11 protein-coding genes are annotated in these 15,743 nt (G+C 71.6%); 3 read left to right on the forward strand and 8 right to left on the reverse strand.

Annotation, left to right across the window (positions count from 1 at the left end; genetic code table 11):
* The first annotated feature begins 6 nt into the window (after positions 1-6).
* Positions 7-1,233 (forward strand): RICIN domain-containing protein, encoded by a 1,227-nt coding sequence (locus QFZ64_RS32850; protein WP_307071112.1) that lies wholly within the window; start codon positions 7-9, stop codon positions 1,231-1,233.
* A 50-nt stretch (positions 1,234-1,283) separates the two neighbouring features.
* Here QFZ64_RS32850 and QFZ64_RS32855 read toward each other — a convergent pair whose 3' ends face one another.
* Positions 1,284-4,304, reverse strand: a complete 3,021-nt coding sequence (locus tag QFZ64_RS32855) for a glycosyl hydrolase (RefSeq protein ID WP_307071113.1) — start codon at positions 4,302-4,304, stop codon at positions 1,284-1,286.
* A 741-nt stretch (positions 4,305-5,045) separates the two neighbouring features.
* Between QFZ64_RS32855 and QFZ64_RS32860 the strand changes: the two genes are divergently transcribed.
* Positions 5,046-7,436: a M4 family metallopeptidase gene (locus QFZ64_RS32860; RefSeq protein ID WP_307071114.1), complete on the forward strand. Its 2,391-nt coding sequence runs from the start codon at positions 5,046-5,048 to the stop codon at positions 7,434-7,436.
* Between the two features lie 84 nt (positions 7,437-7,520).
* Here QFZ64_RS32860 and QFZ64_RS32865 read toward each other — a convergent pair whose 3' ends face one another.
* The 4 genes from QFZ64_RS32865 to QFZ64_RS32880 form a co-directional block, all read right to left on the reverse strand.
* Positions 7,521-8,948: an MFS transporter gene (locus QFZ64_RS32865; protein WP_307071115.1), complete on the reverse strand. Its 1,428-nt coding sequence runs from the start codon at positions 8,946-8,948 to the stop codon at positions 7,521-7,523.
* A gap of 37 nt (positions 8,949-8,985) precedes the next feature.
* Positions 8,986-9,963, reverse strand: a complete 978-nt coding sequence (locus tag QFZ64_RS32870; protein WP_307071116.1) for an amidohydrolase family protein — start codon at positions 9,961-9,963, stop codon at positions 8,986-8,988.
* Positions 9,964-10,104: 141 nt separating this feature from the next.
* The gene (locus QFZ64_RS32875; protein ID WP_307071117.1) at positions 10,105-11,133 is read right to left on the reverse strand and encodes an amidohydrolase family protein; all 1,029 of its coding nucleotides are present in this window, start codon (positions 11,131-11,133) and stop codon (positions 10,105-10,107) included.
* Positions 11,134-11,326: 193 nt separating this feature from the next.
* Positions 11,327-11,869 carry a hemerythrin domain-containing protein gene (locus QFZ64_RS32880; protein ID WP_307071951.1) on the reverse strand — a complete coding sequence of 181 codons (543 nt, stop codon included), beginning with the start codon at positions 11,867-11,869 and terminating at the stop codon, positions 11,327-11,329.
* Between the two features lie 223 nt (positions 11,870-12,092).
* Between QFZ64_RS32880 and QFZ64_RS32885 the strand changes: the two genes are divergently transcribed.
* The gene (locus QFZ64_RS32885; protein ID WP_307071118.1) at positions 12,093-13,733 is read left to right on the forward strand and encodes a ubiquinol-cytochrome c reductase cytochrome b subunit; all 1,641 of its coding nucleotides are present in this window, start codon (positions 12,093-12,095) and stop codon (positions 13,731-13,733) included.
* A gap of 145 nt (positions 13,734-13,878) precedes the next feature.
* Here QFZ64_RS32885 and QFZ64_RS32890 read toward each other — a convergent pair whose 3' ends face one another.
* From QFZ64_RS32890 to QFZ64_RS32900, 3 genes are all read right to left on the reverse strand, one after another.
* Entirely contained in the window at positions 13,879-14,325 is a 447-nt protein-coding gene (locus tag QFZ64_RS32890) for an SPW repeat protein (protein ID WP_307071952.1), read from the reverse strand.
* A 241-nt stretch (positions 14,326-14,566) separates the two neighbouring features.
* Positions 14,567-15,283: a PepSY domain-containing protein gene (locus QFZ64_RS32895; RefSeq protein ID WP_307071119.1), complete on the reverse strand. Its 717-nt coding sequence runs from the start codon at positions 15,281-15,283 to the stop codon at positions 14,567-14,569.
* Between the two features lie 67 nt (positions 15,284-15,350).
* Positions 15,351-15,743 (reverse strand): cytochrome c oxidase subunit 4, encoded by a 393-nt coding sequence (locus tag QFZ64_RS32900; RefSeq protein WP_307071120.1) that lies wholly within the window; start codon positions 15,741-15,743, stop codon positions 15,351-15,353.

Consider the following 15,743-nt stretch of genomic DNA (forward strand, 5'->3'; position numbering starts at 1 on the left):
CTGATCATGTCCCGTTCGCACGACCCCGCCGCCGATCCGTCCGAGGCCACCTCCACGACCCCGCCCACCACCACCGCCGCCGCGAGCGCCGTCGCACCCGCAGCAGCCCCAGCCGCCCCGGCCCCGGCCCCCGCCGAGACGGAGCGGCCGGCCGCGGCCGAGGAGCCGGCCCCCGAGTCCAGCGCGCGGGAGCCGAAGGCCGTCGCCGCCGAGGAGGCAGGCGCCCCGGAGGCGGAAGCCGCGCCCACCGCACTCGCCGTGGCCGTCGCCGAGGACTCCGGCGCGACGGGCACGGCGGCGGCTGCCGCCGGGGCGCCGCCCGGACGCCCGCGCGGCTCGCTGCTCGCCGCCGCCGGTATCGCGGGCACCCTGCTGATCTCCGTACCCTTCCTCGTCATGGCGATGAACGACGACGACTCGCCGTCGGACCGCGTCCGCACCGAGGCGGTCGGCGGGGCGACCCTCGATCCGGGCCTGTCCGGCGGTCCGGGCGCCGCCTACCGCGCCGAGGCCGCGTCACCGTCGTCGACCTCGTCCGCCTCGCCCTCCGCGAAGCCCAAGAAGGACGACGACAAGGCCGCAGGCGACGAGGCCTCGGTCGGCAGGGGGGCGCCGACGGCCGACGCTCCCGGCACCGACGCCGAGAACGCGCCGAAGTCCGGGAAGCAGGGGACGACCGGGAAGCACACGACGAAGAAGACGCAGAAGAAGTCCGCCGCGGCCACCGCGCGCTCACGGGCCGACGCCGCCTCCTCCCAGTCGCGTGTCCTGCTGAAGAACGTGAGCACCGGCCAGTGCGCCGACGTGCCCAACTACGGCAACGGACGGGTGGACGGCCCGGTCAACCAGTACCCGTGCAACGGCACGTCCGGTGACAACCAGCTCTGGGACCTCGTCCCGCACTCGGAGGCGGGCAAGGGCCCGGGCGGTTCGGTGCTCTTCGTGATCCGCAACAGCAAGGACGGGTTCTGCCTGGACCTGCCGAACTTCACCGGTGTCTCGGGCGGCACGCGAATCACCGAGTACCACTGCCGGCCGGCCAGGAACGACAACCAGTTCTACTGGCTGGACCGCCGCTCCGACGGCACGTACTGGATCCGCAACCTGGCCAGCCGCAACCTGTGTCTGAACGTCGCGGGCGCCGCCACCGGCCGCAACGACGCGGCCCTGCAGATCGGCACCTGCAACGACAGCTCCCAGGACGACACCCACTGGTACTTCACCCGCGGGTGAAGTACCAGTGGGTGTCAGTGAGTGACGTGCCGGCGGGTGTCAGGTCGTCCTCACGCCCTGATCGCGGCCTGCGCGTACGGGACCACCCGCACCGGTCCGACCAGCCCGTAGGCCTGCCGGGCCGAGGTGCCGAAGACGGCGGGGTCGGACACCCGCAGCCGGTTGATCAGCGGCGTCGCCACCTCGACCTCGATGACGTTGGTGCCCTTGCTCAGATGCCCGCCGAGGTCGACGACCGGGTCGATCCGGTCGACGGCCGGCAGCCGCCTGCCGTTGACCGAGACCCGGCAGGTGTCGCTGACCTGGCCCAGCTCCAGGTAGGCGCCGTGCGCGGCGGTCCAGTCCGAGGGCAGGGTGACCGTCGTGCGGTAGGTGCCGACACCGGCCACGTCCGCCAACTCCGGGATCTGTGACCAGGGGAGGAGACTGTCGAGCGTCAGCCTGTGCCGCTTCACCTCGGTGCGGGTGGCCGAGGAACCGGGCTGCCAGTCGTCCACCTCCAGCGTCCAGGCCGTCGGCGTGACCGGGTCCGGCACCACCGGGACGCGCGTGGTGACCGAGCCGCCCCGGGACAGCTTGGTGGTGTACGTGCCCGAGCTCGCGGCGCGGACGGCGAGCCCGTCGCCGGTGAACAGCGCCCGGTCGGCGTCGGTGGACTCCGCGTGCGGCCGGGCGCCGTTCCGGTCGCCGAACAGGCCCGGCCGGCCCAGCGCCACGATGAGCGTCTCGCCCGGCTGGAGCGTCACGCGCAGGGTGAAGTCGTCGCCGTCCTCGGTGTACTGGCCCAGCCGTACGGCTTCACCGGTCCACGCGTCCAGGACGTAGGGCACGGTCCTGCCGCGCCGGGTGCGGCGCAGCGTGACCTCGTGGTCGATCGCGGCGACGGCCGGCTTCACGGTCTCGGCGTGCTTGCCGTTGCACAGGTAGTAGAAGTCGGCGTCCTTCGTCGCCCGGTGCGCGTTGAGCAGCGTCGAGGAGGACGCGTACCGGACGTCGGGGGCCACGCCCACCTGCGTGAGCGCGTCGCCGACGGCGGTCTTGTCGGTCACGCGGACGACGTGGGGCAGGGCGAGCAGCTCGGCCAGGACCGCGCGCAGTGCCTCCGTCTCGCCGTCGGCCGGGACACCCGGGGTGTACGCCTGGTCGAACGCGCCGAGCAGCACCACCGGCAGTCCCGCCTTCGCGAACTTCAGCACCTTGCGGGCGTCGGCCAGAGCGAGGGTGGGGGAGGAGGAGTAGAAGAAGTCGCCCTCCACGAAGAGCGCCTTGTAGGCCGGGCCCTCGGGCGCTAGCCGCCCGCCCGAGACCGTGGCACTGGGCAGGTCGAGCAGCGGGCCGCTGAGGAACTGGTGGGTCCAGCCGAGCGGCACGCCGGTGGAGGTGAACCAGGAGGCGCCGATGCCGGTGGCGGTGTAGCCGGTCTGCCGGAAGATCGCCACGTCCGCGCGGACGGTGCCGGACTGCAGCACCTGGTGCACGCGGCCGAGGTAGCCGGAGATGTCCTCGATGTGCGTCCAGGTGGGCTGCCGCGGCCCCCACGACTCGCTGTAGCCGGGCGTGCCGTTGTAGGGGCTGAACGCGGCGAAACCGGGCCAGCTCACCCCGGGCGCGGTCGCGTAGGAGAAGCCGTGGATCACCGTCTGGTTGACGCCGGCCGCGTACGCGCCGCCCATGGTGCGCAGGAACCGGTCCCAGGTGGTGGTGTACGCCGAGCCGGAGTAGGCGCCCGCCTCGCAGGACAGGACAGTGTGCCCGGCCATGTCCCGGCCGCCGGCCAGGCAGCGGTAGTCGTCGAGGTTCTTGAAGCCGAGCGACTCGCCCTCGGGGATGTCCAGGAGCGCCGCCGTGGCGATCGCGTCGGTCTGCAGCCCGTAGGGCTGGGAGCGCAGCCGCATGCCCAGCCGGTGCGCCCAGTCGCGCAGGGCGGTGACGTGGTGGCGGTTGAACAGCTCGGAGACGGTCTCCCAGAAGTCGTGCCGGATCTCCCGGGTGAGCTGCGCCTCGAACGCGAACACCTGGTTGCTCTTGTCCAGGACGAGCGCCGGGAGGTACGGCAGCAACGGGCGCCCGGTGTGCTTCTCGAACGCCTCCGGCAGCTTCGGCGTCCACTGCAGGCCGTTGGTCTCCAGCTCGATGGAGTCCTCGAAGAAGGCGCCGCCGGCGGCCTTGAGCAGCTTGCGCAGGGAGGAGGTGAGGATCTCCTCCTCCCAGTAGCCGGTGACGGCGGCGGTGCCGGCCGGGCTGAAGTGGTCGACGACGTAGGCGGCGGGGGAGGAGTGCGGGCCCGCCTCGGGCTGTTGGCCGGAGCCGCGCTGCCAGTAGGAGATCAGGACGTAGTCGCCGTCGCCGGGCGCGGTCCAGCTCAGCTTCCCGTCGCTGACGCGGTCGGTGAGGTCGGTGACGCTGTCCGCGTCCAGACCGGTCTCCTTGCGCGTGGAGTTGGCGGTGTTGACGCGGGCGGCCTGCACGGCGACCAGGGTCTGCTTGGTGACGCCCGAGGAGGCCGCGCGGACGGAGGCCGGGACGACACCCTCATAGGTGGTGCCGGCCGCCACGGTGGCCTTGCCGTAGGCGAGTTCCTTCACCGCGGCGTCGTCGTCGGGGGTGACGCCGGGAACCGCGGTGGGCCAGGCCGGGCCGAGGGTGATGTCGATGGTGAGTCCGCGTCTCGCGGCGCGCTGCAGGGCGGCCTCGACCCCCGTGTACCAGGACTTGCTGCCCCAGCCGTGGTGGGCGGTGTCCAGCACGGAGCTGTCGCTGATGCTGTGGTGGACGGCGGCGATCTCGGCGCCCCCGAAACCGGCGTCGGCGATCTGGTCCACCTCGCGGGCGATCTCGTCCGCGTCGACCAGCCCGTCCGGCCACCACCAGCGGAACTTGGGCCGGACGGCGCGCGCGGGGTCGGTGAACCAGTCCGCGCCGCCGGCCTTCCCGGTGCCCGCGGCCGGGGCCGCGACCGCGCCGGCCGCCGGGAGCACCGGGCCGAGGGCGGCGACGGTACCGGCCACCGCTCCGGCGGCGAGGACCGTACGACGGGTGATCCCGCGACGCTGCGAGAGGGGTTCGTGCATGATTCCAGCCTCAGGTGACGTACTGCTTGCGAAAGGGAGAGCGAGCGGTGAAACGTTTCAATCGAGGGGGGTGCCTGGACGCTAACCGTGTGATCGCGCAGGGTCAAGAGGTTGGGCAACGATTCAAAGGCTGGAGAGCGGGCGGGTCGGCAGGGGTGTCCCCCCTCTGTTCCCGGACGATCCGTTCACGTCGGAGAAGTGACGGAGCGTCAAACGGGCGGGCGGGCGGGACGGCGGCCGGGCGCGCGCGGCCGGGTGTGACCGTTGAGGTGCCTCCGTGCGCGGGTGGCCGAGGCGGCGAGAGGCGCGAGCCTGTCGGAAGAGGTGAGAGCTCGCCGAAGGGGCGAGAGAGGCAAGGGGGGTGAGGGTCGGCTGGGGCGACGAGGGGGGCGAGGGTCGGCCGAGGGATAACCCTACGATGCCGCCCCCGGAGATGGCATGGACTGGTCAACAGTGTCATTCTCGGCTGGTCACAGCCCCGGTTCCGTCCGCGCGCCGGCCCTCCGCCGCCCACTCGGCGGCCCGACCGCCACGCGCGGCGGACAGGGGGCCACGTCCGTCCGGCGGGGTGACCACGCCCGTCCCGGCGGCGTGCCCGTGGCAGCGCACGGCACGACCGTACGACCCAGCACGCTCCGCACGGCACGTCCCGCACAGCTCAGTTGGACCCGGACAGCACACCCCGGCTGTCCGGTCTGTCACCGGCCGCGCACCGCGGCCGCCGCAGATAGAGGAGTGCGCGTGAGACGCAACCCCCGCAGACCGGCCGCCGCGGGAGCCCTCGTGGCCACCGCGGCCCTGCTCGTCGTCGGCATACAGACCGTCCCGGCGACCGCCAAGGCCACTCCCCACCCCAGCCCTCTGCGCACCGGCGGCGTGCAGGCGGAGATCAGCCCCGCCCAGCGGACCGCGCTGGTGAAGAGCGCACGGGCGACGACCGACGAGACCGCGCGCGCCCTCGGCCTCGGCGCCAAGGAGAAACTGGTCGTCAAGGACGTCGTCAAGGACAACGACGGCACCGTGCACACCCGTTACGAGCGCACCTACGCGGGCCTGCCCGTCCTCGGCGGCGACCTCGTGGTGCACACCCCGCCCGCCGCCAGGGCGAAGGGCACGGTGAGCACCACCTTCAACAACAAGCGCACCCTCAGGGTGCCCACGACCACCGCCTCGGTCACCAAGTCGGACGCCGGGGTCAAGGCGCTCAGGACCGCCAGGTCGCTGGACGCCGGCACGCCCTCCACCGACAGCGCCCGCAAGGTGATCTGGGCCGGCCAGGGCAGCCCGAAGCTCGCCTGGGAGACGGTGGTCGACGGCCTCCAGGACGACGGCACGCCCAGCAAACTGCACGTCGTCACGGACGCCACCACCGGCAAGGAACTCCACCGCTACCAGGCCGTGGAGACTGGCACCGGCAACACCCAGTACAGCGGGACGGTGACGCTCTCCACCACCAAGTCCGGCTCCACGTACCAGCTCTACGACACCACGCGCGGCGGTCACAAGACGTACAGCCTCAACCGCGCCACGTCGGGCACCGGCACCCTGATGACCGACGCCGACGACGTGTGGGGCGACGGCACCGGCTCCAACACCCAGACCGCGGGGGCCGACGCGGCCTACGGCGCCCAGGAGACCTGGGACTTCTACAAGAACACCTTCGGCCGCAGCGGCATCCGCGACGACGGCGTCGCCGCCTACTCCCGCGTCCACTACAGCAGCGGCTACGTCAACGCCTTCTGGGACGACGACTGCTTCTGCATGACCTACGGCGACGGCTCGGGCAACACCCACGCCCTGACCGCGCTGGACGTCGCCGGTCACGAGATGAGCCACGGCGTCACCTCCAACACCGCGGGCCTCGACTACAGCGGCGAGTCGGGCGGGCTGAACGAGGCGACCTCCGACATCTTCGGCACCGGCGTGGAGTTCTACAGCAACACCTCCGCCGACCCGGGCGACTACCTCATCGGCGAGGAGATCGACATCAACGGCGACGGGTCGCCGCTGCGTTACATGGACGAGCCGAGCAAGGACGGCGGCTCCGCGGACAGTTGGTACTCCGGGGTGGGCAACCTCGACGTGCACTACTCCTCGGGCCCGGCCAACCACATGTTCTACCTGTTGTCCGAGGGCAGCGGCACCAAGACCATCAACGGTGTCACCTACGACAGCCCGACCGCCGACGGCGTCGCCGTGCAGGGCATCGGCCGGGCCGCCGCGCTGCAGATCTGGTACAAGGCGCTCACCACGTACATGACGTCCTCGACCAACTACGCCGGGGCCCGCACCGCCGCCCTCAACGCGGCCGCCGCGCTGTACGGAACCAACTCCACCCAGTACGCCGGGGTCGGCAACGCCTTCGCGGGCATCAACGTCGGCAGCCACATCACCCCGCCCGCCAACGGGGTGACGGTCACCAACCCGGGCAGCCAGTCCTCGACCGTCGGCACCGCCGTCAGCCTGCACATCTCCGCGAGCAGCAGCAACAGCGGATCACTGTCGTACGCCGCGAGCGGGCTGCCCGCCGGGCTGTCGATCAACAGCTCCACCGGCGTGATCTCCGGTACGCCGACCGCGGCCGGCACCTCGAACACGACCGTCACGGTGACCGACTCCACCGGTGCCACCGGCACCGCCGGCTTCACCTGGACGGTCAGCCCCACCGGCGGCGGCACCTGCACCCCGGCGCAGCTCCTGGGCAACGCGGGCTTCGAGTCGGGCAACACCACCTGGTCCGCGTCCAGCGGTGTCATCACCAACGACAGTGACCAGGCGGCGCACGGCGGCTCGTACAAGGCATGGCTGGACGGGTACGGCTCGACCCACACCGACACGCTGTCCCAGTCGGTGACCGTCCCGAGCGGCTGCAAGGCCACCCTCACCTACTACCTGCACATCGACACCGCGGAGACCACCGGCAGCGCGCAGTACGACAAGCTGACGGTCACCGCCGGGTCGAAGACACTGGCGACGTACTCCAACCTCGACGCCGCCTCCGGCTACGGCAAGAAATCCTTCGACCTGTCCTCCTTCGCCGGCTCCACGGTCACCCTGAAGTTCACCGGTGCCGAGGACTCCTCCCTGCAGACCAGCTTCGTCGTCGACGACACGGCCCTGACGACGAGCTGACCCGCACACCGCCCGGCCGCCCCGGCGCGCCGGTGCCCCGCACCCACGGACCTCCGTGGGTGCGGGGCACTTCCCGGACCGCGGTCAGGACGGACTCGGGGTCTTCCGGGTGAGGCGGGACAGGTGCCCGCCGGCCGCGCCGGGTGCGTCGCCCGTGCCGTCCCCGGGCTGTGGGTCCGTGCCGGGGGCGGAGCGGGCGCCGCCCCGGGTCAGGGGGCCGAAGACGGCCAGGACGAGGGCGCCCACCAGCCAGGTGCCGGCGATGAAGAAGAAGACGCTGCGGTAGCCGCTGGTGTCGTACAGCGCCGCGACGATCAGCGGGCCCGCCGCGTTGGACAGCCGGCCCAGGCCGTAGGAGACGCCCGTGCCCAGCGAGCGGCTGCGGGTGTCGAACAGTTCGGGGGAGTAGGCGTACCCGAGAGCCGTGTAGCCGCGTTCGAACATGTTGACGAGGAAGCCGAAGACCACGATGAGCACCGGGTCGAACGTCAGCCCGTACAGCAGGCCGCACACCGCGATCAGCGTGCCGAAGCCCACCAGGCACCACTTGCGTTCGAACCGGTCGGTGACCAGGGCGGCCAGGTACGAGCCGAGCGGGGCGCCGACGGTGGTCAGGGCGACGTAGAACACGGACTTCTGGACGCTGAAGCCCTCCTTGGCCAGCAGGGTCGGCGCCCAGCTCGAATAGCCGAAGAAGCCGATGGTCTGGGTCACCCAGAGCACGGTCAGCAGCAGTGTGGGCATCAGGTACTTGCGCTGCAGCAGCAGCTTGAGCGGCGCCTTCGTCGACGCGGTCTCCCTCACCGGCGCCGCGGGCTCGGGCAGCGGGCCCAGCTCGGCGGAGACCCGCGTCTCGATCTCGCGCAGGACCGTTTCCGCCTTGTCGTACTCGCCCCGGCTCTCGTGCCAGCGCGGCGACTCCTTCAGCCGGCGGGTGAACAGCACCAGCAGCAGGCCGAGCGAGCCCCACAGGAACACCAGCCGCCACGACCAGTCACTGAGCGGGACGACGGCACTGGCGATCAGGTTGGTGGCCGGGGTGCCGCAGATGCCGACGACGATGGCGTACGCCTGGAACTTGCCGCGGACCCTGGCGGGATACATCTCGTTGACGTAGATGACCGCCACGACGGTCATCGCGGACAGGCCCGCCGAGGTCAGCACCCGGAAGACACCTAGCGAGACCAGGTCCCAGGAGAACACCGAGGCGAACGAGAACAGGCCGAAGAACACGGTCGTCCACACCAGGACCCGCTTGCGCCCCCACCGGTCGGCCAGTGACGCGGCGACGACCGAGCCGATGAACATGCCGACGAACGACAGCGAGGTCACATAGGCGATCTGGTCCACCGTGATGCCCCACAGGTGGATCAGTTTGGGCGCGGTGGTGGCGAAGGTGTTGATGTCCGCGAACTCGAAGAAGTACGCGAAGGAGACGGCCAGCAGGGTGGCCTTGTGGAACCGGGAGATCGGCAGTCTGTCCAGCCGGTTCAGCGCGTTGGAGTGGTGCATGTGCGGCTCTCTTTCCGGGTCGTTCCGGGGCGCTTCGTCACGGGGTGGACGAGACCGCTTCTTCGGGTGCTTCGGGTGCTTCGGGTGCTTCGGGTGCCTCGCGCTCTTCGGGCCAGTACAGGCGCGCCGGGTTGTCCACCAGGAGCCGGCGCTGCTGCTCGGCGGTGGGTGCGACGTGGGGGATGTGGTCGACGAGGAGCCCGTCGTCCGGCATGTGGCTCCTGAGGTTGGGATGCGGCCAGTCGGTGCCCCACAGGACCCGGTCCGGGAACTCCTCGACCACGCGGCGGCCGAAGGGCACCACATCGGTGTAGGCGTGCCGCTCGCCGTCGAGCGCGGCGGGGCCGGTGAGGGTGAGCCGCTCGGGGCAGGTCACCTTCACCCAGACGTCGTTGCCGGCCACGAACCGGAGGAAGGCGGAGAACTCCGGTCCGTCCACCGGCCGGGTCACGTCCGGGCGCCCCAGGTGGTCGATCACCAGCGGGGTGGGCAGTGCCCCGAAGAAGTCCGCGAGCTCGGGCAGGTCGGCGCCCTCGAAGTACAGCACGACGTGCCAGCCCAGCGGGGCGACCTTCTTGGCGATCGTGGCCAGGTCCTCCTTGGGCGAGGTGTCCACCAGCCGCCGCAGGAAGTTGAACCGCACCCCGCGCACCCCGGCCTCGTGCAGCTCGCGCAGCTCCTGGCCGGTGACGCCGGGGCGGACGGTGGCGACACCGCGCGCCCGGCCGCCGGCCGCCCGTACGGCGTCGACCATGGCGGAGTTGTCCGCGCCGTGGCAGGTGGCCTGCACCAGCACGTTGCGCGAGACCCCCAGATGGTCGCGGAGGGCGAACAACTCCTCCTTGCCGCCGTCGCAGGGGGTGTACTTCCGTTCGGGTGCGAAGGGGAACTCGGCCTGGGGACCGAAGACGTGGCAGTGCGTGTCGACCGTGCCGGGCGGCAGCGCGAACCGGGGCCGGGAGGGGGCGCGGTACCAGTCGAGCCAGCCGGGGGTCTTGGGGGAGAGGGTGCTCATGGGATCTCCGAGTGGGGAGCGTCCTCGGCGGGGAGCGGTGGGGGCAGCGGGCCCGTCGGGGAGGTGGTGCGGGGCGGAGCGGACGGTGTGTGCTCGGGGTGCGGCGGACGGCGTGCCCGGGGTGGAGCCGCCGGACGGGCCCTAGCGGCCCTGGCGTCGCAGCAGGGCGTCGAGGCGGGGGTAGACGGTACGGGCGTTGCGCTCCCGCACGGCCGCGAGGTCCTCGGCGGACAGTTTCGCGGCCTCGGTGTAGCGCCGGGTGTCGTCGAAGGGGAAGCCGGTGCGGGGGTCGACGGAACGGACGGCGCCGATCATCTCCGAGGCGAACAGGATGTTCTTGGCAGGCACGACGTCGAGGAGCAGGTCGATGCCGGGCTGGTGGTAGACGCACGTGTCGAAGAAGACGTTGTCCAGCACGTGCTCTTCCAGGTCCGGCTTGCCCAGCGCCATGGCGAGCCCCCGGAAGCGCCCCCAGTGGTAGGGGACGGCTCCGCCGCCGTGCGGGATGACCAGTTTCAGGGTCGGGAAGTCCTTGAACAGGTCACCCTGCACGAGCTGCATGAACGCGGTGGTGTCGGCGTTGAGGTAGTGCGCCCCGGTGGTGTGGAACGCCGGGTTGACGCTGGTACTCACATGGATCATCGCCGGGATGTCGTACTCGGCCATCTTCTCGTAGACGGGATACCACGAGCGGTCCGTCAGCGGCGGGGCGGTCCAGTGGCCGCCGGAGGGGTCCGGGTTGAGGTTCACCGCGACCGCGCCGTACTCCTCCACGCAGCGGGTCAGCTCCGGGACGCAGGTGGCGGGGTCCACCCCGGGGGACTGCGGGAGCATCGCGGCGGGGGCGAACCGCTCGGGGTAGAGGGCGCTGACGCGGTGGACGAGCTCGTTGCAGAGCGCGGCCCATGCGGAGGAGGTGGTGAAGTCGCCCACGTGGTGCGCCATGAAGGAGGCGCGGGGGGAGAAGACCGTCAGGTCGATGCCGCGCTCGTCCATCAGGCGGAGCTGGTGGGACTCGACGCTCTCGCGCAGCTCGTCGTCGCTGATGCGCAGGTCACCGGGGGCGGGCGGAGGGGCCGCGGGGTCGGTCAGGGACGCCACCTGCCGGCTGCGCCAGTCCGCCAGGGCGGGCGGGGCGGTGGTGTAGTGACCGTGACAGTCGATGATCATGCGGGAGCTACCTCGAAAGGGGAGAGGTGGGGCGATGTGGACGCCAACCTAACCGCTGACGAAATTGTTGACAATCCCTCCCGCGGTAAAAGCTTCCGTGGTGCGGGCTCTCCCGGCCCGAGCTCCCGATGCGGCATCCCGGAACGAGCTCCCGGCGCGAGGCCGCCGGTGCGGGCTCACCCGTCCGGCCCGGTCACCTCCGGCCCCTGCGCGTCCACACGTCCCGCAACCGATCCCACGGCCCCCACACCCGCGCCGCCGCCTTCACCAGCGGGGCCGCCTGCGGAGCCCCCGGCCGCGGCCGTGTCGGCGCCTTCGGCTCCACCTCCCGCACCCGGGCCCCCAACCGCCGCAACTCCTCCTCCGGGCACACCGCCATCAGCCGCGGGAACAGCCGCTGCTCCGCCTCCACCACATGCCGCGTCACCTCGGTGACCAGCGGCGGCAGCAACCGCCCGAACCCCTCGTCCCCGGGTCCCCGTTCCTCGAGGTCCGCCAGGATCTCCGCGAGCGCACGGTGCCCGGCCAGCGCACGGTCCGCCCAGCCGTCGCCGTCCAGCACGTACCGCCGCACCGCCGGGTACAGGTACTCCTTCTCCGCCACGGTATGGCGTACGAGGACGATGGCGGCCCGCTCCACCAGGGTCTTCCGCTCGGCGCCGCCGGGCGGGGCGCACCGGACCCGGTCCAGCAGCCGTTGCACCTCCCGGTGGTCCGCCGTGAGTTCCTCGATGATCCCCTCCGTGACCGCCCACCGCCACTCCCTCCGAAGACATGAGGCACGTGCCCGGGTGCCCCCGGCGTGCCCCCGCCATGCGGGCGGCGGGGGCCGTCGGCCGGCGGCGACGGCCGGCGATTGAGGAACGGGGCCCCCGGGTACCCCCGGGCCGCCGCGCACCGGTCGGTCGGCCGGGCGCGCGGCAGGGACGGCGACGAGGCGGAGGGAGCGTGGTGCGGGCATGCTGCTCGGGCGACGGAGGGCGAGAGTCGAGGCGAGGGCCCGGCAGGGCGCCTTCCGGACCTATGTGGTCGTGGACCGCCGTACTCCCGCCTCCGAGCTGGCCGGACAACTGCTGCGCAAGGCCTTCCCCGACCACTGGTCCTTCCTGCTCGGCGAGATCGCCCTCTACAGCTTCGTCCTGCTGGTCCTCACCGGCTCCTACCTGACCCTCTTCTTCGACCCCAGCCTCGCCGAGGTGCCCTACCGGGGCTCCTACGGTCCGTTGCAGGGCCTGCTGGTCTCCAGGGCCTACGACTCGACCCTGCACATCAGCTTCGACGTGCGCGGCGGGCTGCTGATCCGGCAGATGCACCACTGGGCCGCGCTCGTGTTCGTCGCCGCCATCGGCGTGCACATGCTGCGGGTCTTCTTCACCGGCGCCTTCCGCAGGCCCCGTGAGACCAACTGGTTCGCCGGCGTGACGCTGTTCCTGCTCGCGCTGATGGAGGGATTCTGCGGCTACTCGCTCCCCGACGACCTGCTCTCCGGCACCGGTCTGCGCACCGCCGACTCCATCGTGCAGTCGATCCCGGTGGTGGGCACCTACCTGGCCTTCTTCCTGTGGGGCGGCCAGTATCCGGGGGAGGTGATCGACCGGCGGCTCTACATCGTGCACGTATTGTTCGTGCCCGGCCTGCTGGCGGCACTGATCGTGCTGCACGTGATCATGGTGATCTATCTCAAGCACACCCAGTGGTCCGGCAGGGGCAGGACCAACCGCAATGTGGTGGGCCTGCCGTTCTTCCCCGTCTACACCGCCAAGTCGGTCGGTCTGAGCCTGATCGTCTTCGGGCTGGTCGCCGCGATGAGCGCGGTCGCGCAGATCAACCCGATCTGGTCGTACGGCCCCTTCCGTGCCGACCAGGTGTCCACCGACGCCCAGCCCGACTGGTACGTGGGGTTCCTGGAGGGGGCGCTGCGGCTCATGCCCGGCGTCGAGTGGAACGTGGCCGGACACACCGTCATGTGGAACGTGTTCCTGCCCGCCGTGGTGTTCCCCGCCCTGCTGTTCCTCGTGCTGTACCTGTATCCGGTCTTCGAGCGGTGGGTGACCGGGGACATGGTGGAACACCACCTGTGCGACCGCCCGCGTGACCGGCCCGTGCGCACCGGCCTCGGTGTCGCCGCCGTCGTCGGGTACGCGGTCCTGCTGATGGCGGGCGGCAACGACGTGATCGCCACCGAGTTCCGGATCGACGTGAACCTGCTGACCTGGATCTTCCGGGCGTCGCTGTTCATCGCCCCGGCCGTCGCGTTCATGCTCACCCGGCGGATCTGTCTCGCGCTCCAGCGCCATGAACTGCGGCTTATGGAGGAGGGGAAGGAGAGCGGGCTGATCCAGCAGGACGTGGCCGGGGGGATGAGCGAGACCCACCGGCCGCTGGATCCGGAGGAGCGCTACCGGCTACTGGTACGGGAGATCCCCCTGCCCCTTCGACACCCGGGGCCGGACGCGCCGCTGCGGCAGCGGCTGCGGGCCACGCTCAGCGCCTGGTACTACGGCGACCGGGTCGAGACACCCCTCACGGACGAGGAACGCCTGCAGATCTCCGGCCGCACCGCCGACCCGGTCGCGGGCGGCGCCCCGGGGGAGGAGTAGGAGGTCTCCCGGGGGAGGGGTGTGCCGTTCCTCCGGGGAGGAGCGTGCGGTCCCTCGCGCTGCCGATGCCCACGTACGAGAGGCCGGCGCGACCGGCGGACGTGGTGTCGCGGGTCACGCCGGCCATTGGCGTGCGGTGGAAGGGCTACCGAGGCTGACGCTTGCGCTTGTTCATGCCGACCGTCAGCCCCATGGCGGCCAATCCCAGCAGACACGTGACGGCGCCCGCCACCACGTTGCTCCAGATGGCGCCGGTCCGCGCGGTGTGATTCGCGGTGACCACCCAGGGGGAGATCAGCAGCCAGACGCCGAGCGGTGCGAGCACCCACGCCATGCGGAGCATGCGTTCCGGAGCCAGGGTGAGACACAGGGCGATCAGGGCGACAGCCAGCCCGATGATCACGTTGTTCGTGCGGAGGTTGGGTGCGGTGAACGAGTAGTGGATCACCCAGGGCGAGATGGCCGCGTAGAGGCCCGCCATGAGGATCAGCCCCTCGAGGGCGATCGCCCGACCGCTGGACCCGGTCCGCTCGAGGCGTGCGCGCATCTCGGCGATCTCGGGGTGCGTCGACATGTCCGAGTGCGAGCCCATCTCGGGGTGCGCCTGCATGCTGCCCGGACGCGCTCCCGGCCCGTTGGAGTGCTGCGGATACGACATGACTGTCGTCTCCTCTCCGAATGGAGGTCTTTGCTCTGTGAGGCCTGGGTGCCCCCGTTCAGGTGATTTATGCCCTGTTTATCCCTTTTTCATCCATATTGCACGCTGACTGGGAGCAGAGGCGACACAGGGGGCGGGCCGACGCCTCGCCGCCGCCCCCGTCGGCGGCGGCGCGTCAGGGCGAGGGACGGTACGGGGCCGGCGTGCGCGGCGGGGCGGTCGGCGGTGCCGGCGGCGAGGCCGTGGGCAGGGTGGGCAACGCGGTGGACGGCGGGGCCACCGTGGGAGTCGCGGCGGGGCCGCCCACGTCCCCGGACAGCACCTCGCCCGTGACCGCGTCCACCCGGTAGGTGCGCAGATCGTCACGGCGGAGCGCGGCGACCGTGATCCGCCACACCGCCGCATCCCCCGTGCCGTCGGTCCTGCCGTCGGTCAACTCGATCTGCGTGACCTTGCCGAAGTCCGGCTCCTTGACCTTCTTCACCGCCTCCGACGGCAGCAGCTTCGCGTGCGCCGTGAGGGCGGCGGCCCGCGACTTCGCCGAGGCGCTCTGCCCGGCCGGGACCGACGCGCCCAGCACCCGGCCCCGCACGGCGTCCATGCGCACCTCGTGCACCGTCCCGTCCGGCGTGACGACCCTGCCGTACCAGACGGGCACCGCCCGGTCGGCGCCGCGCAGGCCCAGGGAGAACGGACGGCTGTCCGGCACCTCGTGCTGCGCCCTGGCGAAGGCCGCGTCGTAGGGGAACTCGACCTGTGCCAGCACCTCGGTGGGCGGTTCGAGCCGGTAGTCGGCGCACCCCGTCAGGGCCGCTCCGGCGGCGATCAGCAGGGCCAGGAGCCCGCCCGGACCGCGGCGGCGTGGGGTCCGGGTACGCGGGGTGCGCTGCATGGAGACGTCCTTTCCGGGACGGCGTCGCGTTCGTACGGTGTTCCTCGGCGCTTCGCCCGAGGACGGGTCAGGCGCCCTGCCGCTCGACGTACTGGAACACGAGCCCGAACACGCCGCTGCCGAGGATGCCGACGCCGATCAGGCCGAGCCACGCCCCGTAGACGACCCCGATGGCGAGGACCGTGACGCCCAGGGCGGTGACGACCGGATAGGGGCTGTGCGGCGGGAAGAAGTCGACCGTGCCGACCCGCTCGCGGATCTCGGCGTCCGTGCGGTCCTCCGGGCGCAGCCCCTTGCGCCGGTAGTTGACCATCGAGAAGAACGCGATGATCGCGGCCATGAGGCAGGAGACCAGCAGCGCGACGGTCCCGGCCGGCTCCCGGGAGAACCATCCGTAGGCCGTCGCGGTGACCAGGAAGAACAGCGACACACCGGCGAAGAGGTAACTCTCGTGCTTCAT

It is taken from the genome of Streptomyces sp. B3I8, from assembly GCF_030816915.1.
Classification (GTDB): Bacteria; Actinomycetota; Actinomycetes; order Streptomycetales; family Streptomycetaceae; genus Streptomyces.